The following is a 26,960-nucleotide window of genomic DNA, read 5'->3' on the forward strand; positions in this document are numbered from 1 at the left end:
TCGACACGATCGACGATCACGGCAGGGTCCCCGCGCGGGTTCGCGCGGGGACCCTGTGCCACGAAGGAGCAGGGGGGACCGTGGAGGTCGAGGACGCGCCGCTCGCCGAGGCGGGGGAGCGGCGCATCGACTGGGCGCTGCGCTCCATGCCCGTGCTCCGCGCCATCGGGGCGCGTTTCGACGAGACGCGCCCGCTGGAAGGCCTGAAGATCGCCGCCTGCCTGCACGTGACGGCCGAGACCGCGGTGCTCGTCGGCGCGCTCAAGGCGGGCGGGGCCGAGATCGCGCTGGCGGCGTCCAATCCGCTGTCCACGCAGAACGACGTCGCGGCGGCGCTGCGGTCCTACGGGGTCGAGGTGCACGCGCGGGCCGGCGTCGACCGCGGCACCTACTACCGCCACATCCACGAGGCGCTCGACATCGGGCCCGATCTCGTGCTGGACGACGGATGCGACCTGGTCAACATCCTGCACACCGAGCGGGTCGAGCTGCTGGACGGAGTCTCGGGCGGCTGCGAGGAGACCACGACGGGCATCATCCGGCTGCGCCAGATGGCGGCCGAGCAGGCGCTGCGCTTCCCGATGGTCGCGGTGAACGACACCCGCACCAAGCGCATGTTCGACAACCGGTACGGCACGGGCCAGTCCACGCTCGACGGCATCGTGCGGGCCACCAACATCCTGCTCGCGGGGCGAACGGTCGTCGTGGCCGGGTTCGGCTTCTGCGGGCGCGGCGTCGCCGAGCGGGCCCGCGGCCAGGGCTCCCGGGTGATCGTCACCGAGATCGACCCGGTCAAGGCGCTGGACGCCGCCCTGCAGGGGTATGAGGTGCTGCCGATGAGCGAGGCGGCCCGCGCGGGCGACCTGTTCATCACCGTCACCGGCAACCGCGACGTCGTCCGCGGCGAGCACCTGGCCGCGATGAAGGACGGCGCCATCCTGGCCAACGCGGGCCACTTCGACGTCGAGATCGACGTGCGCGCCCTGGAAGGGATGGCGCAGGAGGTGAATTTCGGCGTGCGGCCCTACACCGACGAGTACGTCATGCGGGACGGCAGGCGCCTCCTCCTGCTGGCCGAGGGACGCCTGGTCAATCTGACGGCCGCCGAGGGACATCCCGCGGCCGTGATGGACATGTCGTTCTCCGCCCAGGCGCTCGCCGTCGCGTGGCTGGCCGGCGAGCGCGCCCGGCTCGCTCCGGGGGTGTACGACGTCCCCGCGGAGATCGACACCGAGGTGGCGCGGCTGAAGCTCGGCGCGGCCGGCATCGAGATCGACGCGCTCACCGCCGTCCAGGCCGACTACCTGAGCTCCTGGCGGGTCGGCTCCTGAGCCCGGGCGGCGCCGCCGACCGGGGCGGCGTGCGTCCCGGCGACGGCGGGGCCCGGTGAGGGCGGCGGGCCGCCGAGCAGCTCCGGGACGCCCACGGTCTGCCTGATGATCAGCTCGGCCACGTCCGTCACCCGGTCGCGGCGGCGGTAGGCGGCCCGCTGGCGCGCCGCGCCCGAGCCGTGGCGCCGCATGCGTCCCAGCTCGGCCGTCACCAGGGGCAGGTCGCCGCCGGCCGAGAGGCCGGGCCGCACCCGCTCCAGCAGCCGCTCGGCGAGCGTCCACGCGGGGATGACGCGGCCGGTGAGCAGGTCGTAGGCGTCGCCCTCCATGCCGTCGCGGGCCGCGCGCCAGTACGCGGCGCACAGCAGCGTCTGGTCGACCGGCGGGGCCGGGATGCCCCTGCGCACGTCGTCGAGGGCGGTGGCGGCCAGCGCGCGGACCAGCCCGGCCAGCATGACGGCCTCGCCGACCGTGGCGCAGGTGTCGGCCGTGCGGAACTCCAGGGTCGGCAGGTGGTGGGACAGCCTGACCAGCCAGTACACCATGCCGCGGTCGAGGATGGCCCCGCTGGCGTGCAGGCCTCGCAGCAGGCTGTCGTAGTGGCCGGCCGAGTGGAAGAAGGGCGGAGGACCGGAGCTCGGCCAGCGTGCCCACAGCATCGCGCGCCAGCTCGCGTAGCCGGTGTCCTTGCCGTCGGTGATGGGGGAGTTGGCGCTCAGGGCCAGCAGGAGCGGCAGCCAGGGCCGCGCGTGGTTGCTGACCTGCACCGCCTCCTCGCGGTCGGCGATGCCGACGTGCACGTGGCAGCCACAGACCCCCTGCCCGTACAGGACGGCGCGGTACTGCCCGTACATGCGCCAGTAGCGCGGGGACGAGCTGAGGGCGGGCATGCCGCCGCCCCCGGCCAGGCATGTCCCGCAGGCGGCCAGCCCGGCTCCGGCGCCGGAGGCCGCCGCGGCGGTGAGGGTCCGCAGCCGCAGCAGGTCGGCCGCGAGCCCGCGCAGGTCGGTGTGGACGGCGCTGTTGGTCTCGACCTGGCACTTGGTCAGCTCCGGCACGACCTGGCAGGCCGCCGCCCCGCCGAGGCGGCGCATGAGCTGGTCCGCGACGGGACGAAGGCCTCCGCTGCGCGGATCGATCAGCAGGAACTCCTCCTCCATGCCCATGGTCAGCACCGGGCAAGGAGGTTTCGCGTGCGAGGTCGTCATCGGCTTCACCTCGTTCGGGTTCATCCCAGGAGGAAGCAGATGTTCAAGTATGTGGATGCCCTTACCAATAGTCCGGAAACACGTTTTACCTCGCGCGTGCCCGTCCCGGGGACACCCTTTTAATGTCACGGCCGGTGGCACCGTCCCCGCAGGTCAGGCGTGCGGCAGGCGGTTATTCGACGGTTGTGTTGCGATTTGCTGATGTATCGGCACCGTACCGGTATCACTTATGGATCGCGCATCGCCATCGGTTGCGTAACCGGCCTCGACAGCCGCCCTCGGAAATGGGTTCCTTCAATCAGAGCGGCTCTCGATCTCCCAGCGAACGTCATCCGAGCGACCATCTCCGCGCCGCGGGGCCGAGCGACACGATAGCGCGTGCCCGCCCCGCGACCGGCCACCAGGATCCCCCCATCTCTGAACGAGGAGGGCAGATGGCCAGAACGCGCCATCTCACCATCGCGGTCGCGGCGGCGGCGACGCTGCTCGCCGCGGCCTGCGCGACCGACAGTGGCACCGGCGGCACCGGCGGCACCGGGAACTCCGCCGGCGCGCGGCAGCCGGCGGGCGAACCCGTCCGAGGCGGCACGCTGCGGCTCGTCGGCGGCGGCGACGTCGACCATCTCGACCCGACCAGCACCTACTACACCGTGACGAACGGCATCCTGCGCTCCTACGCCCGCCAGCTGTTCTCGCTGGCCGCGCGGGCGGACCTCAAGAAGGCGCTGGAGGTCGTCCCCGACGTCGCCGCGGAGATCCCCACCGCGGCGAACGGCGGCCTGAGCAAGGACCTGCTCACCTACACCGTCAAGCTCCGCGACGGCGTCCAGTGGGACACCGCGCCGCCGCGGGCGGTCACCGCGCAGGACTTCGTGCGCGGCTTCAAACGGCTGTGCAACCCGGTGGCCGGCGCCGGAGCGCCCGGTTACTACACCAGCACCATCAAGGGCATGGCGGAGTACTGCACTGCCTATGCCAAGGCGTTCGAGAAGGACAAGCCCACCCCGAAGGCCCTGGCAGAATTCCAGAACTCCCATGACATCTCGGGCGTGCGGGCCAAGGACGACAAGACGCTGGTGTTCACGCTGGTCCAGCCGGCCGCCGACTTCCTCAACATCCTGTCGCTGAACTTCGCCTCGGCGGCGCCGCAGGAGTACGACCAGTACGCCCCCGACGACGCCGACTTCCGTCAGCACGTCATCTCCAACGGTCCCTACAAGATCACCAAGTACGTGGCGACGAAGGAGATCAGGCTGGAGCGCAACCCGGCCTGGAAGCAGGAGGCCGACCCGATCCGCCACCAGTACGTGGACGCCATCGAGGTCAAGCAGGGCGTCACCGAGCCCGACAGCGTGCAGCAGCAGCTGGAGGCCGGCACCGCCGACCTGTCGTGGGACCTGCCCGTGCCGACCGCGCAGCTCCCGCGCCTCGCCTCCTCCGGCGACCAGGACTACAAGGTCTTCCCCGGCGCCATCACCAACCCCTACCTGGTGTTCAACCTGCAGAGCAAGAACGCGGGCGGAGCCGTGGGCAAGCTCAAGGTGCGCCAGGCCATCGAGTACGCGATCAGCAAGGTGGCCATCGGCAAGATCTACGGCGGCAAGGAGCTCAACACGCCGCTGCACACCGCCATCCCGCCGGGCAACATCGGCTACCAGGAGTACAACCCGTACCCGACGCCGGGCGACGAGGGCGACCCCGCCAAGTGCAAGCAGATGCTCGCCGAGGCCGGGTACCCCGGCGGGCTCACCCTCACCGGGGCGTACCGCAACGCCGGCAACCACCCGTCGGTCTTCCAGTCGTACTCCGCCGACCTGCAGAAATGCGGTATCACGGTCAAGGGCCTGCCGGTACGGCAGGGCGACTACTACGGCGCCTTCCTGCAGAACGTGTCCCTCGCCAAGGACAGCAAGTGGGATATCTCGGCACCCGGCTGGGTGCCCGACTGGTACGGCAACAACGGGCGCTCGGTGGCGCAGCCGCTGTTCCAGACCAACTGCACCGCCGGCACCTCCAACTACGGCTGCTACAGCAACCCCGAGGTCGACGAGCTGATCAAGCGGGCGCTGGCCGAGCCCGACGCGGCGAAGTCGGCGGCCCTGTGGCACCAGGTGGACCAGAAGGTGATGGCCGACGCGGTGATCGTCCCCTTCCAGAACCAGAACACGCCGATCTACCACGCAAAGCGGGTCAAGAACGCGCTGTACCTGCCCGCGTTCCAGCTCTACGACGTCACCAACCTCTGGCTCGACCCGCCGAGCCCGTGATGGAGGGCACCCAGCCCATGATCGGGGAACTCGGACGAAGGACCGGCCGATGAGCCTTCTGGAAGTCAAGGACCTCACGGTCGGCTTCCCGACCGCGGACGGCCTCGTGCGGGCCGTCCGCGGCCTGTCGTTCAGCGTCGAGCCTGGGCGGACGCTGGCGATCGTCGGGGAGTCGGGGAGCGGCAAGACGGTGAGCACGCAGGCGATCCTCGGCCTGCTCCCCGAGGCCGACATCTCCGGCACCGCCCTCTTCGAGGGCATGGACCTGCTCACCATGGACGAGGAGCGGCTCCGGCGGATCCGCGGGTCGGCGATAAGCGTGATCTTTCAGGATCCGCTGACCAGCCTGCACCCGCTCTACAAGGTCGGCTGGCAGATCGCCGAGCTGATCCGCGTCCACGACGCGAACGTGAGCCGCGCCGAGGCGCGGCGGCGCGCGGTGGAGCTGCTGGGCCTGGTCGGCATCCCGCGCCCGGACCGCAGGGTGGACGACTACCCGCACCAGTTCTCGGGCGGCATGCGGCAGCGGGCGATGATCGCGATGGCGCTGGCGCTCAACCCCAGGCTGGTGGTCGCGGACGAGCCCACCACCGCGCTCGACGCCACCGTCCAGGCGCAGATCCTCGACCTGATCACGCGCCTGCAGCGCGAGTTCGACATCGCGCTGCTGCTGATCACCCACGACCTCGGCGTCGTGGCGGGCGTCGCCGACGAGGTCATGGTCATGTACGCCGGGCTCCCGGTGGAGCGCGCCGGCCGGCGGACGATCTACTACCGGCCGCACCACCCGTACACCAAGGGCCTGCTGGAGTCGATTCCCGGCAGCACGGGGGTGCGGAAGGGCCGGCTGCGGCCGATACCCGGGCAGCCCCCGAGCATGATCGCCGTGCCGCCCGGGTGCGCCTTCCACCCGCGCTGCCGCTACGCCATGCCCGTCTGCGCCGCCGAGCTCCCGCCGCTCGCGCGGGTCACCGGCGACGGCGACCACGCCTCGGCCTGCTGGCTGCCGCACGAGGCCGTCGGCCTGGGCGAGGAGGCGGAGGCCGCGCGGCTGCGCGCCGCGCGGGCCCAGGACCAGGCGAGCGGAGAGGTGGCATGAACCTTCTCGAAGTCGACGACCTGGTCAAGCACTTCCCCGTCCACGAGGGCGCCGTGCTGCGCCGCAGGGTCGGGCAGGTGCACGCGGTCGACGGGGTGAGCCTCACCCTCGCGCCCGGCGAGACGCTCGGCCTGGTGGGAGAGACGGGATGCGGCAAGTCCACCCTGGCCCGGTGCATCGCCGGGCTGTACCCGGTCACCTCCGGCAAGGTCGTCTTCGACGGCCAGGACATCACCAACCTGTCGCGCGGGGCGATGCGGCCGTTCCGCCGGGACGTCCAGGTGATGTTCCAGGACCCCTACGGCTCGCTCAACCCGCGCAGGCGCGTCGGCTCGATCATCGCCGACCCGCTGGTCATCCACGGCATCGGCACCCCCAAGGAGCGGCGGCGCGCGGTCGCCGAGCTGATGGAGCGGGTCGGGCTCAACCCCGAGCACTACAACCGGTTCCCCGCCGAGTTCTCCGGCGGCCAGCGCCAGCGCATCGGCGTCGCCCGCGCCCTGGCGCTGCGGCCCCGGCTGATCATCTGCGACGAGCCGGTGTCGGCGCTCGACGTGTCCGTCCAGGCCCAGATCCTCAACCTGCTCAAGGACCTCCAGGACGACTTCGGGCTGACGTACCTGTTCATCGCGCACGACCTGTCGGTGGTCCGGCACGTCAGCGACCGCATCGCCGTGATGTACCTCGGGCGCGTCGTGGAGCTCGCCGAGGCCGGCGAGCTGTACGAGCACCCCCGCCACCCGTACGCCGACGCGCTGCTGTCCGCCACGGCCGTCGCCGACCCTGACGCCGCCGACCGGCGCGGCCGGGTCGTCCTCACCGGCGACGTGCCCTCGCCGATCGACCCGCCGTCCGGCTGCCGGTTCCACCCCCGGTGCCCGCGCGCCGGGGACGTCTGCGCGGTCAGGGAGCCCCTGCTGGAAGGCGCGGCGCACCTGGCGGCCTGCCACTTCCCGATCGGCGGCGACCCGCCGGCCGGTGAGAGGGGGAGGAGTTGACCTTCACCCACACGCGCCCGCGGGCGGAGCCGCACCGTGAGAGGGGGACGAGGTGACCCTCACCGAGATGCGCCCCGAGACCGTGCCCGGCGCGCCCATCGCGGGACGCAGTCCCTGGGCCCTGGCCTGGGCCCGCGTCCGGACCGACAAGGTGGCCCTGACCTCGGCGGTCGTCGTGCTGCTCATGCTCGTGCTGGCCGCGGCCGCGCCGCTGATCGCCGAGTGGAGCGGCCACGGCCCCGACGAGCAGTTCCGGGACGTCGGCATCACCGGCCAGGGGCTCCCGGTGCCGCCGAACGGCGCCTTCTGGTTCGGCACCGACCGCCTCGGCCGCGACCTGTTCATCCGGGTGCTGTACGGGGCTCGGGTGTCGCTGGTCGTCGGCGTGGCGTCCACCGGCATCGCCGCGCTGCTCGGCGTCGCCGTGGGGCTGCTGGCCGGCTTCTACGGCGGCGTGGTCGACACGCTGCTGTCGCGCCTGATGGACGTCGTGCTCTCGTTCCCGTACCTGATCTTCGCGATCGCGGTCGTGTCCATCGCCGGGCCGTCGCTGACCGCCACGATCGGGGTGATCGCGTTCTACTCCTGGGCCGCGATCGCCCGCATCGTGCGCGGGCAGACGATGTCGATCAAGGAGCGGGAGTACGTCGAGGCGGCCAAGTCGCTCGGCGCGAGCGACGCGCGCATCATGGTCGTCGACATCCTGCCGAACCTGCTCGCCCCGGTGATCGTGCTGGTCACGCTGCTGGTGCCCGCGGCCATCGTGTTCGAGTCCACGTTGTCCTACCTCGGGCTCGGCATCGTCCCGCCCACGCCGTCCTGGGGCAACCTGCTCAGCGAGGCGCAGGGCTTCTACCGGGTGGCCTGGTGGTACCTCACCTTCCCGGCGGGCACCCTGCTGCTGGCCACGCTCGCGTTCAACCTGCTCGGCGACGGCGTGCGCGACGCCATCGACCCGCGCACGGAGCGCCTGTTCAGCCGGCGCAGAGGCGTCCTGCGCAGACGCGCCCGCGACCGGCGCGCGTCCGGCGGGCGCGGCCCCCGCGCGAACGAGAACTCCACGGAGGGCTGACCGATGTTCCGCCGCTTCATCATCCGGCGCGTGCTGCTCGGCGTGGTCGTCCTGTGGCTGGTCACGCTCGGGACGTTCTTCATGTTCTTCGTGGCCCCCGGCGACCCGGCCCGCACGCTCGCCGGCCGCCAGGCCACCGAGGAACAGGTCGACCTCATCCGGCGCGACCTCGGCCTCGACCAGCCCGTCCTCGTGCAGTACGGCCAGTACATGGGCCGTCTGCTGCACGGCGACCTCGGCAAGTCGTACTTCAACGGCGAATCGGTCGGCAAGCTCGTCGCCGCCGACCTCCCGCCGACCCTGTCCCTGGTGATCGGCGGCGCGGCGCTGTGGTTCCTGGTCGGCGTCAGCGCGGGCGTGCTCAGCGCCACTCGGGCCCGCTCGCCGCTCGACCGGATCCTGACGTTCCTGGCGCTGGCCGGGGTCTCGATGCCGACGTTCGTGATCGGGCTGCTGCTGCTGTACCTGCTGTTCTTCCAGCTCACCAAGGCCGGGCTCCCGATCTTCCCGCCGGACTCCTACGTGGACCTCTGGCAGGACCCGGCCGAGTGGGCGCGGCATCTGATCCTGCCCTGGGTCACGCTCGCCACCGTGCAGGCGGCGACCTACCTGCGGCTCACGCGGGGTTCGATGCTCGACGTGCTCGGAGAGGACTACATCAGGACGGCGCGCGCCAAAGGCGTGCCAGAGCGGCGGGTCATCGTGCGGCACGGCCTGCGCTCGGCGCTGACGCCGGTGGTCTCACAACTCGGCGTGGACGTCGGGACGCTGATCGGCGGAGTGGTGGTCACCGAGTCGGTCTTCGGGCTCGGCGGCGTCGGGCAGGCGGTCGTCCAGGCGTTCGTGAGCGGCGACCTGCCGGTGATCATGGGTGTGGTGCTGATCACGGCGGCGGCCGTGGTCGTCGCCAACCTGCTGGTCGACGTGGCCTACGCCTTCCTGGACGCCCGCGTCAGGCTCGCCTGAGCGGCGCGGGAAGCCGGGGCCGTACGTGGGTGTGGCCGGCGCGTCCTCTCCCTCGCGCGCCGGCCACACCCGTTCCCACGTAGCGGGCCAATGCCCCAGTGGCCCGCTGGACGTCTCCGTGCCCCTTATCGGGGCATGTATGCCTCAGCATGCCTCCGAAATCTAGACAGGAGGGAGGAAACCACCGGCCGTAGGCCGTGTTCCCCCAGGTGAGGGCGGCGAAGCGGGCGAAGGGAACGGGGCGGGAAAATGCGGCGGAGGGGGCGGCGCCACCGGCAGGCCGGCGAAGGAGGGGGCGGACGACATCGATCGCGCCTGCGACGCCTGGAGGGTCAGCCGCGCCTGCGTGCGGCGGCGGCGCTCGGCCAGGACGGCGGCGAGGTAGGCGTAGGGCGGCGCGGCGGGCGGAGGCGGCGGCGAGACGAACGACGCGAACTGACCGGCGATGCGCACGCCCATCTCGTGGCGGACGGCGGGGGAGAGCTGGTGCCAGCGCGACAGGTATTGCCGGGCCGTCGCGGCGAGATCCTCCGGCAGCCGGGACAGCTCCAGTGTCGTGGCCCACGCGGCCAGCGGCGGCGGCATCTCGGGCGGCGGCGCCTGCCGCGGAGCCCGCTCGGAGATCACGATGGTGCCCGCGAAGACGTCGCCGAGCCGTTTGCCGCGCTCGTTGACCAGCGAGCTGATCAGCGCGGGCGCCCCGAAGAGCAGCCAGAACTCGATCAGCCCGGCCAGCCCGCGGAACATGGCCTGCCGGAACCGCTCGGGCCCGCCGTCGTCGCTGACCACCCGCAGCCCGAGGGCCAGCTTTCCGAGGCTGCGGCCGCGGCCCAGCGTCTCGAAGATCACCGGGTAGCCGACCATCACCAGGGCGCCCAGCAGGATCGTCAGCGCGGCGGCGAAGGCCTCCTCGGTGACGATCGAGAGCATGCCGAACAGCATGGACAGCCCGATGATGGCCGCGAACTGCAGCAGCATGTCGATCATCAGGGCCACCGCGCGGCTCGGCAGCTGGGCCACCCGCACCTCGACGACGACGGCCTCACCGGTCACCACATCTGCCACGCCTCCACCCTATCCATCGGGCCAATAGGCTTTCGTGCGTGGACATCGACGCGTTCGTCTCCGTGCACAGGCCGACGTGGGACCGGCTCGAGACGCTGGTGCGCCATCGCGGCTCGCTGACCGGCCCGGAGGTCGACGAGCTGGTGGACCTCTACCAGCGCGTGGCGACCCACCTGTCCATCGTCAGGTCGGGCTCCGACCGGCTGCTCGTGGGCCGGCTGTCGGCGCTGGTCGCACGGGCGCGCTCGGCCGTGACGGGCGCGCACACCCCCGCCTGGCGCGAGTTCATCCGGTTCTTCACCGTCTCCTTCCCTGTGGTGGCCTACCGGGCGCGCTGGTGGTGGGCGGGCACGACCGTCGTCTTCCTGGCGGTCTCGGTCGTGCTCGGCGTGTGGGTCGCGCGCAACGCCGACGTGCAGGCGGCGATCGCCGGGCCCGAGCAGATCAAGCAGCTCGTCGAGCACGACTTCGCCGACTACTACTCCGAGCATCCGGCCGGGGCGTTCGCCGGGCAGGTGTGGATCAACAACGCCTGGGTGTCGATGCAGGTCATCGCGATGTCGGTCCTCCTCGGCATCCCGATCCCCTACATCCTGTGGCAGAACGCCGCGAACGTCGGCATCTCAGGCGGTCTCATGGCCTCGCGCGACCGGCTGGACGTGTTCTTCGGCCTGATCACCCCGCACGGCCTGCTGGAGCTGACGGCCGTCTTCCTGGCCGCCGCCGTCGGCATGCGGCTCGGGTGGACGGCGATCGACCCGGGGCCGCGAAGCCGCGCCGAGGCGCTCGCCGAACAGGGGCGCGCCGTGGTGAGCGTCGCGCTGGGCCTGGTCGTGGTGCTGCTGGTCTCCGGCCTGATCGAGGCCATGGTGACGCCGTCGCCGCTTCCCACGTGGGCGCGCATCGGCACCGGCGTGCTCGCGGAGGCCGCCTTCCTGGCGTACGTCGTGTACTTCGGCCGCCGCGCCCTTCGCGCGGGCGAGAGCGGCGACCTCGAACGCACCCCCGACGTGGCCCCCTCCACCTGACTCCCACCACAACAACCGGCGGCGTGGTGATGGTGGCCGCCTCTTCGAAATGGTGCCTCCGGCGCTGTATCCCTCAGGGCGACGTTCGTGCCGTCGCGATCACGGCGTCGCGGAGTAAGCGGCGTAATTCGCCTGCGCGGCGAGGTCCTGGTCGGGGATGTACCTGCAGCCGCTTGCAGGGCTTCCGCAGAGCAGGATGACCGCGTCGAGGTGGTCACGGGTACGGGTCAGCGCGGCGATCTGGGCGTCGATGCGGTCACGCTCGGCGGTCAGCAGGGCCCGCGACTCCGGAGTGTTGACCTTGGCCTCGACGCAGGGCAGCAGCTCGGCGATGGTCCGGCTGGACAGGCCGGCCGCGTAGAGCGTCTGGATGAGCTGGACCCGGTCGGCCGCGGCCTCGGGGTAATGGCGCTGTCCGGAGCCGCTCCGGCCCGCCTCCAGCAGCCCCTGCTCCTCGTAGTAGCGCAGGGCCCGTACGCTGACGCCTGACCGCGCCGCCAACTCGCCGATACGCACTGTGGCCTCCATCACGACACTTGCCTCTGACGTCAACGTCAGGTTCTACCGTATCCGGCATGCAGATCAACGGAGCACATGTGCTGGTCACCGGCGCCAACCGCGGCCTGGGCCGGCAGTTCGCCCTTTCCCTTCTCGACCGCGGCGCCGGCAAGGTGTACGCGACCGCCCGGCGCCCGGACCTCATCGACGTGCCAGGGGTCGTCCCGCTGCGACTCGACGTCACCGATCCGGCATCGGTCGCCGACGCGGCGGCGGCGGCGCCCGATGTCAAGATCGTCATCAACAACGCGGGAATCTCGACGGGGGCGAACCTGGTCACCGGGGACCTCGACATGATCCGCCGCGAGATGGACACGCACTTCTACGGCACCCTCAACGTGATCCGCGCCTTCGCGCCCCAGTTGGCCGACGGCGCGATCCTCAACGTGCTGTCCGCGATCTCGTGGCTCGCCGTCGACGGTGCGGGCGCCTACCACGCGGCCAAGGCCGCCGAGTGGGCGCTCACCAACAACGTCCGCCTGGAGCTGGCCGGCCAGCGCACCCTGGTGACGGGCCTGCACCTGGGCGCCGCGGACACCGACATGATGGCCTGGTACGAGGGCGACAAGACCGCCCCCGAGGTGATCGTCGCGGCAGCCCTGGACGGCATCGAGGGACACCGGCCCGAGGTGCTCGCCGACGACTGGAGCCGCCAGGTGAAGGCCTGGATGTCGGAGGACCCGGATGTCGTCTACCGGGAAGCGGCGGCGGCCCTCTCTGTCTGACCTGGCGATTTTGAGGGCCATGGTCGCGGCGGCCGCGACCATGGCCTTCAGGCCGCAGCGCGTGCATGGAGCCGCACCCGCTCGCTGGAGTTCGTGGCTTCGTTGCGGGCGCGCCGGTCTAGGCGAGCGCGTCATTCGTTGGGGTGGTCGGGAGGTAATGCGGGTTAGGGGCCGGACCTGGGGGGATGAGATCTGATTTGTCGGTTGGGCGGGATATGGTTTTTGTGATCTCTTTCCCGTTTGCCGGTCCCGTGGACACCGGTGGTGGAGGCGCATGCGTACTCGGTGGCCGCTGGTCATGGTCGGGGCGGTGGTGCTGATCGTCGTCTTCGGCGTGGTCGCCATGCTCACCACCCCCGACTCGCTGGAGGCGTCGCGGAACAGCGGACGGCGGTCCCCGCTGCCCACGCACAAAGCCGAGTCGACGCCCCCCACATCCGAGCCCGCGCCGGAGAATTCCGCCACGTCGGTCCCTGAGGTGCCCAGCCCCCTGGTGACGGCCATGCCGTCGAACCCGCCGGTCGTCCCCGTGTCGTCCGCCCCCGCGCCGCCCGCCTCGCAGGAGGGTCCGGACGTGGTGGCGGCCCGATACTTCGCCGCCTGGCAGGCCGGCGACTTCTCGGCCATGTCCGGGCTGGTGGCCGACCCGCCGGCGGACTTCGCCGACCGGCACCGGCGGTTCAGCGCCGAGTTGCGCATCGCCTCGCTCGCCCTGGCCCCGGGAACGCCGCGCCTCCAGGGCGCCGACGCCGCGGAGGTTCCGTTCCAGGGGACCCGCCAGGTGACCGGCCTCGGCAGGTGGGACTTCGCCTCGGTGCTGCGCCTGGCGCGGCGCGACGGGGCGTGGAGGGTGATGTGGGGTCCCGAGACGCTGCACCCCTCGCTCAAGAACGGCGGCGCGCTGCGGCTGAAGGAGACCAAGGTGGCCCGGCCGGCCGCGCTCACCCGCGAGGGCAGGCCGTTCCCCGCGGACAGCAGGGCCGGGGACTACTTCCCCGGCCTGGGCGCCGCCGCGGTCCGCCTCGCCCTTGAGGAGGTCCCGTCCGGGAAGGTCCTGCTGGCCACCCCGGACACGGCGCCGCAGGCGACGCGGACGACCATCTCGGGGCCGGTGCAGAAGGCCGCGGCGCGGGCCCTGGACGGTGTCGGGCGGCCGGCGGCGATCGTGGCGCTGGACGCGCGGAGCGGGCAGGTGCGGGCCGTGGCCGACACCCTCGGCGGCAAGCGGGCGTTCAACGGCCTGTACCCGCCGGGGTCGTCGTTCAAGGTGGTGACCGCCGCGGCGCTGCTCCGTTCGGGACTCGCGCCGGACGCGCAGGTGGCGTGCCCGGGCGCCTACACCATCCCGAACGCCCGCAGCTTCCACAACGACGGCGGCGCCGACCACGGCACCGTGACCCTGACCACGGCCTTCGCGCTCTCGTGCAACACGACGTTCGTCCGGCAGGCCTACGAGCGGCTGCGCGACGACCGCCTGCGGGCGGAGGCGGCCGACCGGTTCGGCTTCCGCGAGAAGCCGGGGCTGAGCACCTGCCGCATCCGGCCGTACGGGGGCCTGGACGACCTGGGCGCGGACGCCATCGGGCAGAACTCGGTGCAGGGCAGCCCGCTCTGCATGGCCGAGGTCGCCGCCGCGGTCGCGAGCGGCACGTGGAAGCCCGCCGTCATGACCGAGTCCCCGCCCGCGGGATCACCGGCCCCGGCGCCGCTGGACCCGGGCATCGCGGCCGGGCTCCGCACCATGATGAGGGCCGTCGTCACGCAGGGCACCGCCGCGCGGGCCGGACTGCCCGCCGGGACCTCCGGCAAGACCGGCACCGCCGAGGTCCAGGGCGCGTCCCCGCACGCGTGGTTCATCGGATATCGCGATTCGCTGGCCTTCGCGGTGTTCGTCCAGAACGGCGGCAGCGGCGGCGCCACGGCCGCTCCCATCGCCGCCAAGTTCCTCCATGCCCTCTAGCGTCGTATCCGCGACGTTCGCCGGGTTCCCGCCGTGCGGCGGTGCCACATCCACGACTCACCGCCCCGCCGACCCGGTGCCGAACGAGCACGCTCTGTTCCGCAGGGTGCGGAGGCTCGTGGAGAGGCCGCCGGGGAGGTCAGGCGTTCGCGCTCGGGAAGCCGTTGATGAGGAGGCGGTGGGGTTCCCGGAGGCCGGCGGGCAGTTCGTGGGCGGCGAACCAGCCGGCTTCGATGATCTCGAATGAGTCGAGGCCGATCGCGCCGCCTATGAGCTCGGCCTCGAAGGCGACCTCCGCCCGCAGCCGGTAGCCGCTCTTGAGCAGCGTGAGGCCGAGCACCCGGATGTCCAGCCCGGTCTCCTCGCGGACCTCGCGGACCAGGGTGTCCTCGAAGGTCTCGGACTTCTTCGCGTAGCCGCCGGGCAGCCCCCACTGGCGGCCCTCCGGCCAGAACCGGTGCTTCACCAGGAGCACCCTGCCCTCGGCGTCGCGCACGACCCCGGTGACCCCGACCATGAACTTCGCGTGGGTGAACCACAGCACCCGCCACTGGACGGGGCGAAGGGCCCGCCAGGCCCGCACCATCAACTTCCGCACGCCGCTCCTTCGAAGTTCCGCACGCCGCTCCTCGCCCGCCTTGCCCAGCCCGCTTCGCGACGTCACACGATAGGTCAGTGATCAGCGCGCTGACGGTCCCATGGGGAAGCCCGTGGCCGCCCAGGCGCCCCGGATGGTGCTGTGCGGGGTGCGGGAGCGGGTGCGAGACTGCGGCTATGGGCCACTCGCATGACGACCATGACCATGACCGTGACCACGTCCACGAAACGGACCCGGCCTGCGCCGTGGCGCACGGTGAGGCGGCGCCCGGGGCCGCCGGCGCGTCCCAGGGGGACGAGCGGACCCTCGTCGCCGTGTTCAGCTCGCCGGTCGCGGGCCACCTGCTCCGCTACGGCGCCGATCTGGGGTTCCGGGCCGTCCTGCTGGAGCCCGACGCCGAGCGGGCCGAGCGGGTGGCGGCCGAAGGCATGCCCGCCGCCGAGGTGGTGACCAAGGTCCCGGCCTGGCTGGACGACACCGCCGACGTGGTGCTCACCGACCACGACCGCCCCGAGCTGGGGGAGCTGCTGCACGAGCTGCTCGGCTTCCCGTGCCGGTGGATCGGCGTGATGGGCAGCCCTCGCCACACCGCGCCCCACGTGGCGGCGCTGGCCGCGCTCGGCGTGCCGCCCGAGCAGGTGGCCCGCGTGCACCGGCCGATCGGCCTGAACATCGGCTCGAAGACGCCACCGGAGATCGCCGTGTCCACCCTCGCCGGCCTGCTCGCCGACCGCAACGGCCGCCCCGGCGGCTTCGCCTTCTGACAGCGGGGACGCGGGCGAGCGCGTCCCGGTGGGTCCGGCCTGCTTCTCGCGCGCTAGAGGCGGCCGGCGGCCTTGAGGGAGAGGTAGGCGTCGGCGAGGGCAGGGGCGAGGTCGTCGGGGGCGGCGTCGACCACCTCGCAGCCCTGGCGGCGCAGCAGAGCGGTGAGCCGGGCGCGCTGCCCGCGCAGGTGCTCGGCCGCCGCCGCGTCGTACACCAGCTCCGCCGTGCCGCGCCCGGCCGCCATCTCGGCGACGCGCGGGTCGGCGACCGCGGCGACCAGCACCAGGTGGCGTGCGGAGAGCTGCGGCAGCACCGGCAGGAGGCCCTCGTCCATGGCCGCGGGGTTGAGGTCGGTCAGCAGGACGACCAGGCAGCGCCGTTTCGCGCGGGCCAGCACGGCCGCCGCCATGGCCGCCGAGTCGGACTCGACCAGTTCGGCGTCGATGGGGGCCATCACGTTGACCAGGGCGGTCAGCGAGTCGGTGCGGGACGCGCCGGACGTCCACGCCCGCACGGCGCGGTCGTGGGCGAGGAAGTCGACGCGGTCACCGGCCCTGGTGGCGAGCGCGGCCAGCAGCAGCGCCGCGTCCATCGACCAGTCGAGCCGCGGCCACCCCGCCGCGCCCCGCGCCCCTGAAGGGTCCGGGGCGCCGTCGCCGCCGCCCGCCACGGGGATCGGGGAGGTGCCGACGCGGCCGGCGGCCGTGCGGCCCGTGTCCAGGACGATCAGCACCCGCCGGTCGCGTTCGGGGCGCCAGGTGCGCACGACGACGTCCGAACGGCGCGCCGTGGCCCGCCAGTCGATCGAACGCACGTCGTCGCCGACGACGTACTCGCGCAGGGAGTCGAACTCGGTGCCCTGTCCGCGCACGAGCGCGGGATGCTGCCCTTCCAGCTCGCGCAGCCTGGACAGCTTCGCGGGCAGGTGCTTGCGGCTGAGGAAGGGCGGAAGCACGCGCACCGACCACGGCACCTTGTGCGACCCCTGGCGCGCGGCGATGCCGAGCGGGCCGAGCGAGCGCACCGTCACCGTGACGGCCTCCCGGTCGCCGCGCCGCGACGGCGTCAGCGTCGTCGTGAGGCGGCGCCGCTCACCGGCGGGGACGTCCGCGCGCAGGTGGCGCGGCGCGGCCCCTGCCGACGGCGGCCACGCGTCCCGCAGCGTGCCACGGACGCGGCGGCGTCCGGGGTTCTCCACGATGAGCTCCACGGTCACCGACTCGCCCAGCCGCACGAGCCGCTCGCCGCCCCGGCGAAAGCGCAGAGGGCGGACGCCGCCGGCCAGCAGCAGGTCCACCGCGACCAGCGCCGCGAGCACCAGCAGCAGCCCGAGCACGGCGTAGCCCGGCCGCGGCGCGAACAGCACCACGACCGCGCCGAGCGCGGCGACCAGCCCCGCGCGGCCGGTGAGCGCCATCAGCGGGGGACCGGGACCGACGCGAGGACGCCGTCGAGCAGGCCGTCCGGCGTCGCCCCCTCCAGCTCGGCCTCGGGGCGCAGCTGCACGCGGTGCCGCAGCGCGGGCTTGGCCAGCGCCTTCACGTCGTCGGGCGTGACGTACGAGCGTCCCGACAGCCAGGCCCACGCGCGTGCCGCGGCCAGCAGCGCCGTGGCCCCGCGGGGGGACACGCCGAGCTGCAGCGACGGGGACGTGCGCGTCGCCCGCGCGAGGTCCACGATGTACCCGAGCACCTCGGGCGCGACGTGCAGCTTGGCGACCTCGGCACGCCCGGCGGCCAGGTCGGCGGCGGAGGCCACCTGCCTGACGTGCGAGAGGTCCTTGGGGTCGAAACCGAGCGCGTGCCGTTCGAGCACCGCGATCTCCTGGTCGCGGGGCGGCAGCGGCACGGTGAGCTTGAGCAGGAACCGGTCGAGCTGCGCCTCGGGCAGCTGGTAGGTGCCCTCGTACTCGATGGGGTTCTGCGTGGCGACCACCACGAAGGGGTCGGGCAGCCGCACCGGCGAGCCGTCGACGCTGACCTGCCGCTCCTCCATGGCCTCCAGCAGCGCGGCCTGGGTCTTCGGCGGCGTGCGGTTGATCTCGTCGGCGAGCAGCAGGTTGGTGAAGATCGGCCCTTCGCGGAAGGCGAACTCCGCCGTCTTGGCGTCGTAGACCAGCGAGCCGGTGACGTCGCCCGGCATGAGGTCAGGGGTGAACTGGACGCGCTTGAAGCCGAGGGACAGCGTGGAGGAGAGCGTGCGCACAAGAAGCGTCTTGGCGACGCCGGGAACGCCTTCCAGCAGGACGTGCCCCCTGCAGAGCAGGGCGATGACCAGGCCGGTGACCACGGCGTCCTGCCCCACCACCGCCTTGGCCACCTCGGCGCGCAGCGCGCCGAGCGCCGCCCTGGCCTGGTCCCCGGGGCCGTTCGCGTGCACGACGACGGGCCGTGCGGGCTCGCCGCCCTCGCGCGCGGGCTCGCCGCCGGTCGCCGCCTGCGGCGCGGGGGGCGTGGCCGGGGTGGACGCGGAGGGGGGCGCCGCGGGCCAAGCGTGACCGGGTGGTCCGCTCATCGGGGCTCCGGGCGGAGGAGTGGTCACTGCTCTCGTACCTGCCTTTCCAGGGTGTCGAGGTGGCCCGCCAAGGCGATGAGCCCGGCATCGCCGGTGGGTGTCGGGCCGTACATCACTGAACGTACCCAGACCGCATCCTGCCCGGTGCGCAGCGCGGTCGCGGCGACGATCTCGATCGGAGTCGCCTCCCCGGACAGCCCGAGCCGCGGGACGAGCCGGGCGGCGCACGCGGCGCGCAGCGTGGCCGACGCCCGGTCGCGGGCACGGCGCGCCCGGTAGAGGCGGCCGCGGCCCTCGACGGTCTCGGCCGCGCGGACGACCACCGGCAACCGCTCCACCACGACGGGACCGAGGCGGCGGCCCCGCCAGAACGCCACCACCGCGAGCGCGACGCCGAGCTGCACCACGGCCCAGGGGACGCCCGGCGGGATGAGGTCGGCGGCGCTCGCCTCCCCGGAGCCGGGGACCGCCCGCGGCTGGTCGGGCGCGACCAGCCAGATCAGCACGGGCTGGGCGCCCGCGAGGTTCATCGCCAGCGCGGCGTTGCCGTCCTCGGCGAGCCGCATGTTGGTCATGAAGGAGTCGTCCCCGACCACGGTCACCGTGCGGGAGCCCGGCGAGTGCACCAGGCTCGCGCCGTCTTCGGCGGCGTAGCAGCCGATCGACCCGCGCGGCACGGTGAACAGCGTGCCGCCCAGGTGGGCGCTGCCCGCCCGAACGGCGGAGGGGAAGGCGCACCGGGGCTCACGGGAACGCGTCGTGGCGTCGCCCGAGGGGGTCACGCCGGGGGCCAGCCGGGAGAGGCCGTCCACCGTGCCCACGATCAGCCGGTGCGCCCGCGTACGTGAGAGCCGCGAGATCTCGTCGTCGGTGAGGAACGAGGTGTCCGACACCAGGACCCGGCTGCCGGGCCCGTCCAGGCGCACGACGTCGTCCACCGTGGAGACCCGCTCGACCCGGACGCCGTGGCCGCGCAGGATCTGGGCGAGCGCCCTGCCGCCGGTCAGCGAGGTGTCCGCGGGGTCGAGCCTGCGGCCCTCCGCCGAGGTGCCGGCGAGCAGCGCGGCGCCGGCGGAGACCAGCACCACGAGCACGCCGAGCAGCACCATGCCGCGGCTGCCGCGCCACATGCTCCGCGCGGTGGGCGAGGTGGACGCCGAGGTGGCGGGCCCGGGCGGCGCGGCCTCCCGTGCGGGCGCGGCGAGGGTCATGAGACCCCCGCCGCGGCGGGACGGGCCGCTCTGACGTCCGCGTCGAGGTCGGACATCGACCGGTATCCCTCAGCGGTGCCGGGCGCCTGGCCGTAGGTGACGTCGTCGAACAGCCGGGCGGCGGCGGCCAGCGCGGGCGCGAGGGAGGGAAGCTCGCGTCCGGCCGTCACCGCCAGCTCGTCGGCCGTGCGGCCGGGCTGCGGCGCCACGATGGCGCGGTCCTCCAGGTCGCGCGCGATCGCGCGCAGCCGCTCTTGGACGGCCTCGGCCCAGCGCGACTCGCCGGCGAGGCGCTCGGCCTCGGCGCGGTGCTCGCCGGCGGTGCGCGCCTTGGGCCCGAACAGGCCCTCGGCCGCCGCGCGGCGGGCACCGGTGGCCTTGCGGGCCCGCCAGACGACGAGGACGACCAGCGCGGCGACGATGAGGAGCACCACGAGCAGCGCCAGGACACCGCCCGGCACCCCTCCCGGCGTGCTGTCGAGCAGGCTGTCGAGGAACTCCCTGAACATCCGGTAGAAGCGCTCGAGCAGCGACTCTTGCTGGTATTCGGGCTTGACCAGCTCTTCGATGGCCCGGCGCCGGGCCTCATCGCGCCCGACGTCGTCCAGCAGGGCGATGGCGCCGGCCGCGACGACGGTCACGGCGCCGCGGTGGGGCCGGGGACGTTCGTGCTCGACCCGCCGGCGGCGTGGGAGGGGTGCCACAGCTCGTCGGCGGTGGCCGGCACCCAGCCCAGGCGCTGCTGCTCGATCGCGGCGGTCTGCAGGACCAGGTCGAACGCCTCGGCGCGCATCCGCAGGTCGGTGTACAGCAGGCCGTTGACCCCCGCCTGGACGGGATAGGTGACCATCGAGCCGAGGATGCCGCCGAGCGTGAGCAGGATCGTGGTGATCACCGCGGCGACGACGCTTCCCTGGCCGCCGAACGACACGACGAGGCTGATGACGGTGACAGGCAGCGACAGGACGTAGCCCAGCATGGCGGCCAGCAGCTGGGTCAGCACCAGGATGCCGAGCACGCGCCAGAAGCCGGTGCCGACCAGCCGCCACGACCTGCGCATCGCGTCGAAGACGCCGCGCCGCTCGAGCACGATCGTCGCCGACGCCATCGAGAAGCGCGCGCTGAGCGCCAGGACGTAGGCGACATAGGCCACGACGAGCGCGACCACGGTGAGCCCGATGGCGACCTGCGAGGCGGCGGTCGCGACGAGCACGACGAGCAGCACCGCCAGGGCGAGCGGCAGCACCGCGAGCAGGCCGGTGAGCAGGGCGAGCCCGAACAGCGCGGGAAGGCGCGACCGGGTGAGCCGCCAGGCCTCCCCGATGGTGATGCGGCCGCCGAAGACGGCCCGGCCGAGCACCCGGGTGAGCATGCCGGTCAGCACGGTGACCAGGATGAACTGCATGATCAGGCTCAGCAGCGCACCGCCGAGCTGGGCGATCAGCCCGCCGAGGGGCAGTTCGTCACCCTCCTGGAGGGCGCCGGGGTCGGTGAGGAACCCGCCGATCGAGTTGTAGTAGATCGACTGGCCGATCGCCAGCGGCAGCGTGCCGATGGCGGCGGCGATCGCCGACAGGCCGAGCGTGGCCTTCGGGTTCGACCGGATCAGCTTGATCGTGCCGTCCAGGATGTCGCCGAGCGCCAGCGGGCGGAGCGGGATGATGCCGGGGCGCAGGGCCTGCGGCGGCGGCCGGAAGCCGTACGGCCCGCCATGGCCGGGCGGCGGCTGTCCGTAGGGCGCGTACCCGCCGTGCGGGCCGGACTGGCCCGGCTGGTACGGCTGCCCGCCGGGCGACGGCGGCGCGTAAGGGTGTCCCTGCCCCTGGGGCGGGGGCGGCGCGTATTGCGGCTGCCCGTGGGGTGGGGGCGGCGCGTACTGCGGCTGACCCCCGTATGCCGGCCCGTCCTGCGGGGCCCCGTAGGGCGGCGCGTGCTGCGGCGTCCCTCCGCCGGGCGGTGCGTGGGCGGGCGCGTCCGGTCGCCGGGAGGGGGCGTCCTGCTCGGCGGGCGGCTGCGCGGCCCGGCCGGAGGGCTTCTCGCCGTCGGGCGGGTTCGGCGCGCCAGGGGCGGTCCACGGCGTCTGGTCCGGGGGGACGTACGGCGGAGGCTGATTCTGCGCCCAGCCTTGGGGCGTGCCGGGCGCGGAGCCGGGACCGTCTGACATATCCCAATCCTGGCATGTCGCACGCCCGCTCGTGGTGTGAGGCCGCGCGATCAGGCGCTCGGATGGCCGAATGCGACCCACTTGGCGCAAACTTGTGGCAGGCCTCCCGCGGACGCCCGCCACGCCACGCCACAAGCTCATCGCGCCAGATCATTGGCGGGTTCCGTAACCTGCGCCTAAAATTCGGCTTTCGGTGGGGCTATTGTTCGGTCGTTTATCACCCAGGGGTAGGTCACGGGTAGCCTTCGGTCGGTCGTACGGCTTTCGCCTCCACCTCCATACTGCGCTGAACGAATGAGGGGCCATGAAAGGACGCGTGCTGGTCGTCGACGACGACGCCGCTCTCGCCGAGATGCTCGGCATTGTCCTTCGGGGCGAAGGCTTCGAGCCGTCGTTCGTCTCCGACGGCGACAAGGCGTTGGACGCGTTCCGCGACACCAGACCAGATCTGGTGCTGCTCGACCTGATGCTGCCCGGCGCCGACGGCATCGACGTGTGCCGCCGCATCCGCGCCGAGTCCGGCGTGCCGATCGTCATGCTCACCGCCAAGAGCGACACCATAGACGTGGTGCTCGGGCTCGAGTCCGGCGCGGACGACTACATCGTCAAGCCGTTCAAGCCCAAAGAGCTCGTGGCCCGGGTGCGGGCCAGGCTGCGCCGCACCGACGAGCCGACGCCCGAGGTGCTGCAGATCGGCGACATCACGATCGACGTCGCCGGCCACTCGGTCAAGCGCGAGGAAGAGACCGTCAACCTCACCCCGCTCGAGTTCGACCTGCTGGTCGCCCTCGCCCGCAAGCCGCGCCAGGTGTTCACCCGCGAGGTGCTGCTCGAACAGGTCTGGGGTTACCGCCACGCGGCCGACACGCGGCTGGTCAACGTGCACGTGCAGCGGCTCCGCGCCAAGATCGAGAAGGATCCCGAGCACCCCGAGATCGTGGTGACCGTCCGCGGCGTCGGATACAAGGCCGGCCCGGCGTAGGCGGCGCCCGCCGCCGCCCCGCGCCGTGACCCGGGACAACCCCATGGCCCTTCCCACCTCCTCTTCCGGCGCCGCCCGCCCTTCCCCGGGCCGGCCCAAGCCGAAGAAGAAGACCCGGCGGACCCCTCGCCAGATAGTGCGCGGCGTCCGCCGGCGGGCCCGGCGCGCCGCGGGACGGGTGCGCCGCATGTGGCGCCGCTCGCTGCAGCTGAGGGTCGTCACCAGCACGCTCGTCATCTCCATGACCGTCGTCGCGGTGCTCGGCCTCTTCCTGCTCCAGATGATCAAGACGGCGGTGCTGGACGGGCGCAAGCAGACGGCGATCGCCGAGGCCCAGGCGAACGTCACCACCGTGGCGGGGTACCTCGCCCAGACCCAGGTCACCACCGCCAAGCAGTCGGCGACGACGCAGAGCGACGACTCCGACGGCGCGTTCCGCAATCCGGTCGACCAGGCGGCGGACGCGCTCGCGCGGCGGGCCGACGCGCGCTACAGCGTCGTCATCCTCAGCGGCTACCGCGTCGGCGAAGGGCGCGGCACGGGCGACATCGACCAGAGAAGCGTCACCCCGAGGCTGCGCGACGCCGTGCGGCAGGCCAAGAACGGGCCGCAGGCGCAGTACACCTCGATGTACTACCAGGGCGACCCGCAGCCGACGCCCGCGCTGGTGATCGGCGCCATGGTGCCGAACGTCGACGGCGACTACGAGGTCTACCACTTCTTCCCTCTCGTCGACGACGTGAACACCCTCTCGCAGGTCCAGCAGTGGCTCGTCGTGGTGAGCGTGGCCCTGGTGCTGCTGCTGGCGGCCGTCGCCTCGCTGGTCACCCGCCAGGTCGTCACCCCGGTCCGGCTCACCCGCCAGGCCGCCGAGCGCCTGGCCGCCGGACGGCTGGAGGAACGCCTGAAGGTGCGCGGCGAGGACGACCTCGCCCGCCTGGCCGCCTCCTTCAACGAGATGGCCTCGACGCTGGCGTTGAAGATCCACCAGTTGGAGGAGCTCTCCCAGGTCCAGCGGCAGTTCGTCTCCGACGTCTCGCACGAGCTGCGCACGCCGCTGACCACCGTCCGCATGGCGGCCGACCTGCTGTACGAGAGCCGCGAGGACTTCGACCCGGCGGCGGCGCGCTCGGCCGAGCTCATGCAGAACCAGCTCGAACGGTTCGAGTCGATGCTGGCCGACCTGCTCGAGATCAGCCGCTACGACGCGGGCGCGGCGACGCTCGACATCGACTCGGTCGACATGCGCGACGTGGTGCTCCGGGCGGTCGGCGACTCCCAGCCGCTCGCCGAGCGCAAGGCCACCCGGCTCGACCTGCGGCTGCCCAACGAGCCGTGCATGGCCGAGGTCGACAGCCGCAGGGTCGAGCGCATCCTGCGCAACCTGCTGTTCAACGCCATCGAGCACGGCGAGGGCCGCGACATCGTGGTCACCCTCGGCGCCGACCGCGACGCCGTGGCCGTGGCCGTGCGCGACCACGGAGTGGGGCTCAAGGCCGGTGAGGAGAACATGGTCTTCGACCGGTTCTGGCGCGCCGACCCCTCCCGGGCGCGCACCATCGGCGGCACGGGCCTCGGCCTGGCGATCTCCCGCGAGGACGCCGTTCTGCACGGCGGCTGGCTGCAGGCGTGGGGCATACCCGGCGAAGGCTCGCAGTTCCGGCTGTCGCTGCCCCGGCAGGCCGGCGCAGAGCTGCGCGGATCGCCGCTGCCTCTGGTGCCGCCCGAGGTCGAGATGCGGCGCACGTGGAGAGGCCAGGCCACCCCGGTCCTCTCCCCGGCCATAGAGGGGGCCTTCGATGGCGACTAGGGCCGTGCTGCGGGGGGTCGCGCTGGCCCTGGTGGCGGTGCTCTCGGCCGCCTGCTCGACGGTCCAGACCGGCGGCACCGTCTTCGCGGTGGGGGGCGGTCGCGGGGGAGACGCGCTGAGCCAGCCGTACGTCCGCATCCTCCCCGAGGAGCCGAAGCCGAAAGGGTCGCCGCTGGACATCGTCACCGGCTTCCTGGCGGCGGCGGCGAGCTTCGACGACCCGCTGCGCGCCAGGGCCAGGGAATACCTCACCGGGGACGCCCAGCGCACCTGGAGCCCCTTCGACGCGGTCACCGTGTACGAGGGGTCCCTCGCCCTCGACACGCCGAGGGTGGACATCCAGCAGACCCGCGTGACGTTGAAGGGCGCCGTGCTCGGCACGCTCGACGGCGACGGGCACTATGTGCCGAGCGACGCCGCCGCGGGCGGCGACACCGGCCGCGAGTTCACGCTGGTCAAGGTGCAGGACGAGTGGCGCATCTCCTCGGCGCCCTCGGGGCTCTGGCTGACCGGCGACGACTTCAGGCGCACCTACCGCTCGTTCAACCTGTACTTCGCGGCCTACCAGAGGGCCGGCCTGGTGGCCGACCAGGTGCGCGTGCCGATCAATCCCAGCGAAGGGCTGGCCAAGTCGCTGGTCCACCGGCTGCTCCTCGGCCCCACGGCGCCGCTCAGGGGCGCCGTCGAGTCCACGTTCGGACCGAACGTCGACGTCAACGACGTGTTCGTGGAGAACGACACCGTCGTGGTCGACTTCACCTACGGCCTGGTCGAGTCCGCGCTGGCCGAGGGCAGGCGCGAGGCGCTGGCGGCCCAGCTCTCCTGGACGCTGAAACCGCTCACCGAGTCGCGGCGCATCGAGGTGCGGGTCAACGGCGAGCAGTTCCCCGGCGGGCCGTTCGTCATCGACCCGCGCGACTACGACCACTTCGACCCGAACGTGCTCGCCCAGCCGCAGGCCTACTACCTCCAACAGGGCAGGCTGCACCGGCTGGACAAAGAGAGCGACAACCCGGTCGTGGTCGGCGTCGGCCAGCCCGGGGCGCGGCAGTTCACCCACCTGGCGGTGTCCAACGACCAGGCGGTCAAGGTGGCGGCGCTCGAGAAGGCCGGCGGGGTCTACGTCAGCGGCATCACTCCCGGCAGCCAGTGGCAGCGCTGGATCGACGGGGCGCACCTGACCCCGCCGTCCTGGGACCGCTACGGCGACCTGTGGTCGGTGGTCCAGCAGGGGCCGCGCAAGGCGCAGGTGCTCAGGGCGCACGACGCCACGCGGCAGTTCCCCGTGAGCGCGCCGGGCCTTGAGGCCAGCGACGTGAAGGCCTTCCGCGTGGCGCGCGACGGCGCCAGGGTGGCCGTCATCGCCGACCACGGTGACGGCGAGCGCGTGCTGGTCGGCTCCGTCAACCGGCACGAGTGGAAGATCCAGAACCTGCGGCCGCTGGTGCCGGCGAGCGAGAGCCAGCAGATCATCGACATCGCCTGGCGGGACGCCGACACGCTGCTCGTGCTGATGAAGAGCAAGGCCGACAGCGAGCTGAGGACGTGGTCGGTCACGCAGGGCGTGCCGGTGGAGGAGCCCAAGACCGCCGCGCGCATCGAGAGCGTCGCCGCGGCCCCCGACCCGGCGACCATCCTCGCCCGGAGGGCCAACGGCGAGATCGCGGTCTGGACCCCGAAGAGCCAGTGGACCACCGTCGTCAAGGACGGCGCCGACTTCCCGGCCTATCCCCTCGGCTGAGTTCCGGGTTGTGGACGGTGGCCGTATTGGGCCGGTTCGGGGTGGTCGCCTGTGGACGACCGGGGGGAACCGCCCGGCGCCGTCGGTGGCGGGCCTCATGGTGGGCGGGTGCTGACCGCCCTCCTCGACCTGATCTCGCCGCGCCGCTGCGCCGGGTGCGCACTGCCGGGCGCCCCCGTCTGCCGCCTCTGCGCGGCTGAGCTGCGCGGCGAGCCCGTGCCCCGGCCGCCAGGCCCGCCGCCGCCCGGCCTTCCCGACTGCTGGTCGGCCGCCTGCTACGAGGGCGCCGTCCGCCGCGTCGTGCTGGCCTACAAAGAGCGCGGCCGCACGGCGCTGGCCCCGCCGCTCGCGGCCTGCCTGGCGTCCACGTTGCTCGCGGCGCTCGCGGCGCGCGGCTTCCCGTCCGGCGCGCCGCTCATCCTGGTCCCCGTCCCGAGCTCCCGGCGGTCCGTGCGGCGGCGAGGGCACGACCCGGTGCGGCGCCTGGCCGTCCTGGCGGCGCGGGCGCTGCGGGCGCGCGGATGGCCGGCCGTCGCGGCGCCCGTCTTGGCGCAGCGTCGCCGGGTCCGCGACCAGGCGGGCCTGAGCGCGTCAGAGAGGGCCGCCAACATCGACCGGGCACTCGGTGTGCGAGGCGGGCCGATCGCCGTCCAGCGGCGCCTCCAGGGCTCGCCCGCGGCCGTCGTGGTCCTCCTCGACGACATCGTCACCACCGGCGCCACCCTGGCCGAGGCGGCGCGGGCGCTTCGCGGCGCGGGGGCGGCCGTGCCGCTCGCCGTCACGCTGGCCGCCACGCCGAGGCGCAGGCGACACGCCCGGATTTGAGTAATCTCCGAAGATTACGCAGGGTAATCCCAAGGTCAAATCATGGGCATGGCCGACCGGCCACATCTTGCTG

At 73.0% G+C, this 26,960-nt stretch carries 23 protein-coding genes; 14 read left to right on the top strand and 9 right to left on the bottom strand.

Annotated features, from left to right (window positions below):
- Positions 1-80 precede the first annotated feature (80 nt).
- On the top strand, positions 81-1,331 hold the full coding sequence (locus ACFO60_RS12525) for an adenosylhomocysteinase (protein ID WP_380840229.1): 1,251 nt from the start codon (positions 81-83) through the stop codon (positions 1,329-1,331).
- On the opposite strand, the gene ACFO60_RS12530 is transcribed toward ACFO60_RS12525, so the two are convergent.
- Positions 1,301-2,539, bottom strand: a complete 1,239-nt coding sequence (locus ACFO60_RS12530; RefSeq protein ID WP_380840230.1) for a carboxylate-amine ligase — start codon at positions 2,537-2,539, stop codon at positions 1,301-1,303. The genes ACFO60_RS12525 and ACFO60_RS12530 overlap by 31 nt on opposite strands.
- 434 nt (positions 2,540-2,973) lie before the next feature.
- On the opposite strand from ACFO60_RS12530, the gene ACFO60_RS12535 reads away from it, so the two are divergent.
- The 5 genes from ACFO60_RS12535 to ACFO60_RS12555 are packed head-to-tail and all read left to right on the top strand — an operon-like array spanning position 2,974 to position 8,941.
- Positions 2,974-4,806, top strand: coding sequence for an ABC transporter substrate-binding protein (locus tag ACFO60_RS12535; protein WP_380840231.1), 1,833 nt, complete (start codon positions 2,974-2,976; stop codon positions 4,804-4,806).
- A gap of 49 nt (positions 4,807-4,855) precedes the next feature.
- A complete protein-coding gene (locus tag ACFO60_RS12540) occupies positions 4,856-5,905 on the top strand; it encodes an ABC transporter ATP-binding protein (protein WP_380840233.1) in 1,050 nt (349 codons plus the stop codon).
- A complete protein-coding gene (locus ACFO60_RS12545; protein WP_380840234.1) occupies positions 5,902-6,903 on the top strand; it encodes an ABC transporter ATP-binding protein in 1,002 nt (333 codons plus the stop codon). The genes ACFO60_RS12540 and ACFO60_RS12545 overlap by 4 nt, the downstream gene beginning before the upstream one ends.
- A gap of 52 nt (positions 6,904-6,955) precedes the next feature.
- Positions 6,956-7,975 carry an ABC transporter permease gene (locus ACFO60_RS12550; protein WP_380840236.1) on the top strand — a complete coding sequence of 340 codons (1,020 nt, stop codon included), beginning with the start codon at positions 6,956-6,958 and terminating at the stop codon, positions 7,973-7,975.
- Positions 7,976-7,978: 3 nt separating this feature from the next.
- Entirely contained in the window at positions 7,979-8,941 is a 963-nt protein-coding gene (locus ACFO60_RS12555; RefSeq protein WP_380840237.1) for an ABC transporter permease, read from the top strand.
- A gap of 162 nt (positions 8,942-9,103) precedes the next feature.
- Here ACFO60_RS12555 and ACFO60_RS12560 read toward each other — a convergent pair whose 3' ends face one another.
- Positions 9,104-10,006 (bottom strand): RDD family protein, encoded by a 903-nt coding sequence (locus ACFO60_RS12560; RefSeq protein WP_380840238.1) that lies wholly within the window; start codon positions 10,004-10,006, stop codon positions 9,104-9,106.
- 38 nt (positions 10,007-10,044) lie between these two features.
- Between ACFO60_RS12560 and ACFO60_RS12565 the strand changes: the two genes are divergently transcribed.
- Positions 10,045-11,034, top strand: a complete 990-nt coding sequence (locus ACFO60_RS12565) for a stage II sporulation protein M (protein ID WP_380840239.1) — start codon at positions 10,045-10,047, stop codon at positions 11,032-11,034.
- A 99-nt stretch (positions 11,035-11,133) separates the two neighbouring features.
- Here the strand turns inward: ACFO60_RS12565 and ACFO60_RS12570 are convergent, their stop codons facing one another.
- A complete protein-coding gene (locus tag ACFO60_RS12570) occupies positions 11,134-11,550 on the bottom strand; it encodes a MerR family transcriptional regulator (RefSeq protein ID WP_380840240.1) in 417 nt (138 codons plus the stop codon).
- 59 nt (positions 11,551-11,609) lie between these two features.
- Here ACFO60_RS12570 and ACFO60_RS12575 point away from each other — a divergent pair, with 59 nt between their 5' ends.
- Positions 11,610-12,317: an SDR family oxidoreductase gene (locus ACFO60_RS12575; RefSeq protein WP_380840242.1), complete on the top strand. Its 708-nt coding sequence runs from the start codon at positions 11,610-11,612 to the stop codon at positions 12,315-12,317.
- Between the two features lie 274 nt (positions 12,318-12,591).
- A complete protein-coding gene (locus ACFO60_RS12580; protein ID WP_380840243.1) occupies positions 12,592-14,277 on the top strand; it encodes a penicillin-binding transpeptidase domain-containing protein in 1,686 nt (561 codons plus the stop codon).
- Between the two features lie 139 nt (positions 14,278-14,416).
- Here the strand turns inward: ACFO60_RS12580 and ACFO60_RS12585 are convergent, their stop codons facing one another.
- Complete coding sequence (locus ACFO60_RS12585) at positions 14,417-14,875, bottom strand: NUDIX domain-containing protein (protein WP_380840244.1); 459 nt, start codon at positions 14,873-14,875, stop codon at positions 14,417-14,419.
- A gap of 176 nt (positions 14,876-15,051) precedes the next feature.
- Here ACFO60_RS12585 and ACFO60_RS12590 point away from each other — a divergent pair, with 176 nt between their 5' ends.
- Entirely contained in the window at positions 15,052-15,639 is a 588-nt protein-coding gene (locus tag ACFO60_RS12590) for an XdhC family protein (protein ID WP_380840245.1), read from the top strand.
- 53 nt (positions 15,640-15,692) lie between these two features.
- On the opposite strand, the gene ACFO60_RS12595 is transcribed toward ACFO60_RS12590, so the two are convergent.
- The 5 genes from ACFO60_RS12595 to ACFO60_RS12615 are packed head-to-tail and all read right to left on the bottom strand — an operon-like array spanning position 15,693 to position 21,529.
- Positions 15,693-17,057, bottom strand: coding sequence for a DUF58 domain-containing protein (locus ACFO60_RS12595; RefSeq protein ID WP_380840246.1), 1,365 nt, complete (start codon positions 17,055-17,057; stop codon positions 15,693-15,695).
- Positions 17,057-18,154: an AAA family ATPase gene (locus ACFO60_RS12600; protein ID WP_380840248.1), complete on the bottom strand. Its 1,098-nt coding sequence runs from the start codon at positions 18,152-18,154 to the stop codon at positions 17,057-17,059. The genes ACFO60_RS12595 and ACFO60_RS12600 overlap by 1 nt, the downstream gene beginning before the upstream one ends.
- Positions 18,155-18,177: 23 nt before the next feature.
- Entirely contained in the window at positions 18,178-19,365 is a 1,188-nt protein-coding gene (locus ACFO60_RS12605; RefSeq protein ID WP_380840249.1) for a DUF4350 domain-containing protein, read from the bottom strand.
- On the bottom strand, positions 19,362-20,006 hold the full coding sequence (locus ACFO60_RS12610) for a DUF4129 domain-containing protein (protein WP_380840250.1): 645 nt from the start codon (positions 20,004-20,006) through the stop codon (positions 19,362-19,364). Before ACFO60_RS12610 ends, ACFO60_RS12605 begins: the two co-directional genes overlap by 4 nt.
- The gene (locus tag ACFO60_RS12615) at positions 20,003-21,529 is read right to left on the bottom strand and encodes a DUF7847 domain-containing protein (RefSeq protein WP_380840251.1); all 1,527 of its coding nucleotides are present in this window, start codon (positions 21,527-21,529) and stop codon (positions 20,003-20,005) included. Before ACFO60_RS12615 ends, ACFO60_RS12610 begins: the two co-directional genes overlap by 4 nt.
- Positions 21,530-21,833: 304 nt before the next feature.
- On the opposite strand from ACFO60_RS12615, the gene mtrA reads away from it, so the two are divergent.
- From mtrA to ACFO60_RS12635, 4 genes are all read left to right on the top strand, one after another.
- Positions 21,834-22,511, top strand: a complete 678-nt coding sequence (mtrA, locus tag ACFO60_RS12620) for an MtrAB system response regulator MtrA (RefSeq protein WP_114031473.1) — start codon at positions 21,834-21,836, stop codon at positions 22,509-22,511.
- Positions 22,512-22,554: 43 nt separating this feature from the next.
- A complete protein-coding gene (gene mtrB, locus ACFO60_RS12625) occupies positions 22,555-24,321 on the top strand; it encodes an MtrAB system histidine kinase MtrB (RefSeq protein WP_380840252.1) in 1,767 nt (588 codons plus the stop codon).
- Entirely contained in the window at positions 24,311-26,062 is a 1,752-nt protein-coding gene (locus tag ACFO60_RS12630) for an LpqB family beta-propeller domain-containing protein (protein WP_380840253.1), read from the top strand. The genes mtrB and ACFO60_RS12630 overlap by 11 nt, the downstream gene beginning before the upstream one ends.
- Positions 26,063-26,170: 108 nt before the next feature.
- Positions 26,171-26,887, top strand: coding sequence for a ComF family protein (locus ACFO60_RS12635; RefSeq protein WP_380840254.1), 717 nt, complete (start codon positions 26,171-26,173; stop codon positions 26,885-26,887).
- Positions 26,888-26,960: the final 73 nt, after the last annotated feature.

It is taken from the genome of Sphaerisporangium dianthi (genome assembly GCF_042654065.1).
GTDB classification, from domain to species: domain Bacteria; phylum Actinomycetota; class Actinomycetes; order Streptosporangiales; family Streptosporangiaceae; genus Sphaerisporangium; species Sphaerisporangium dianthi.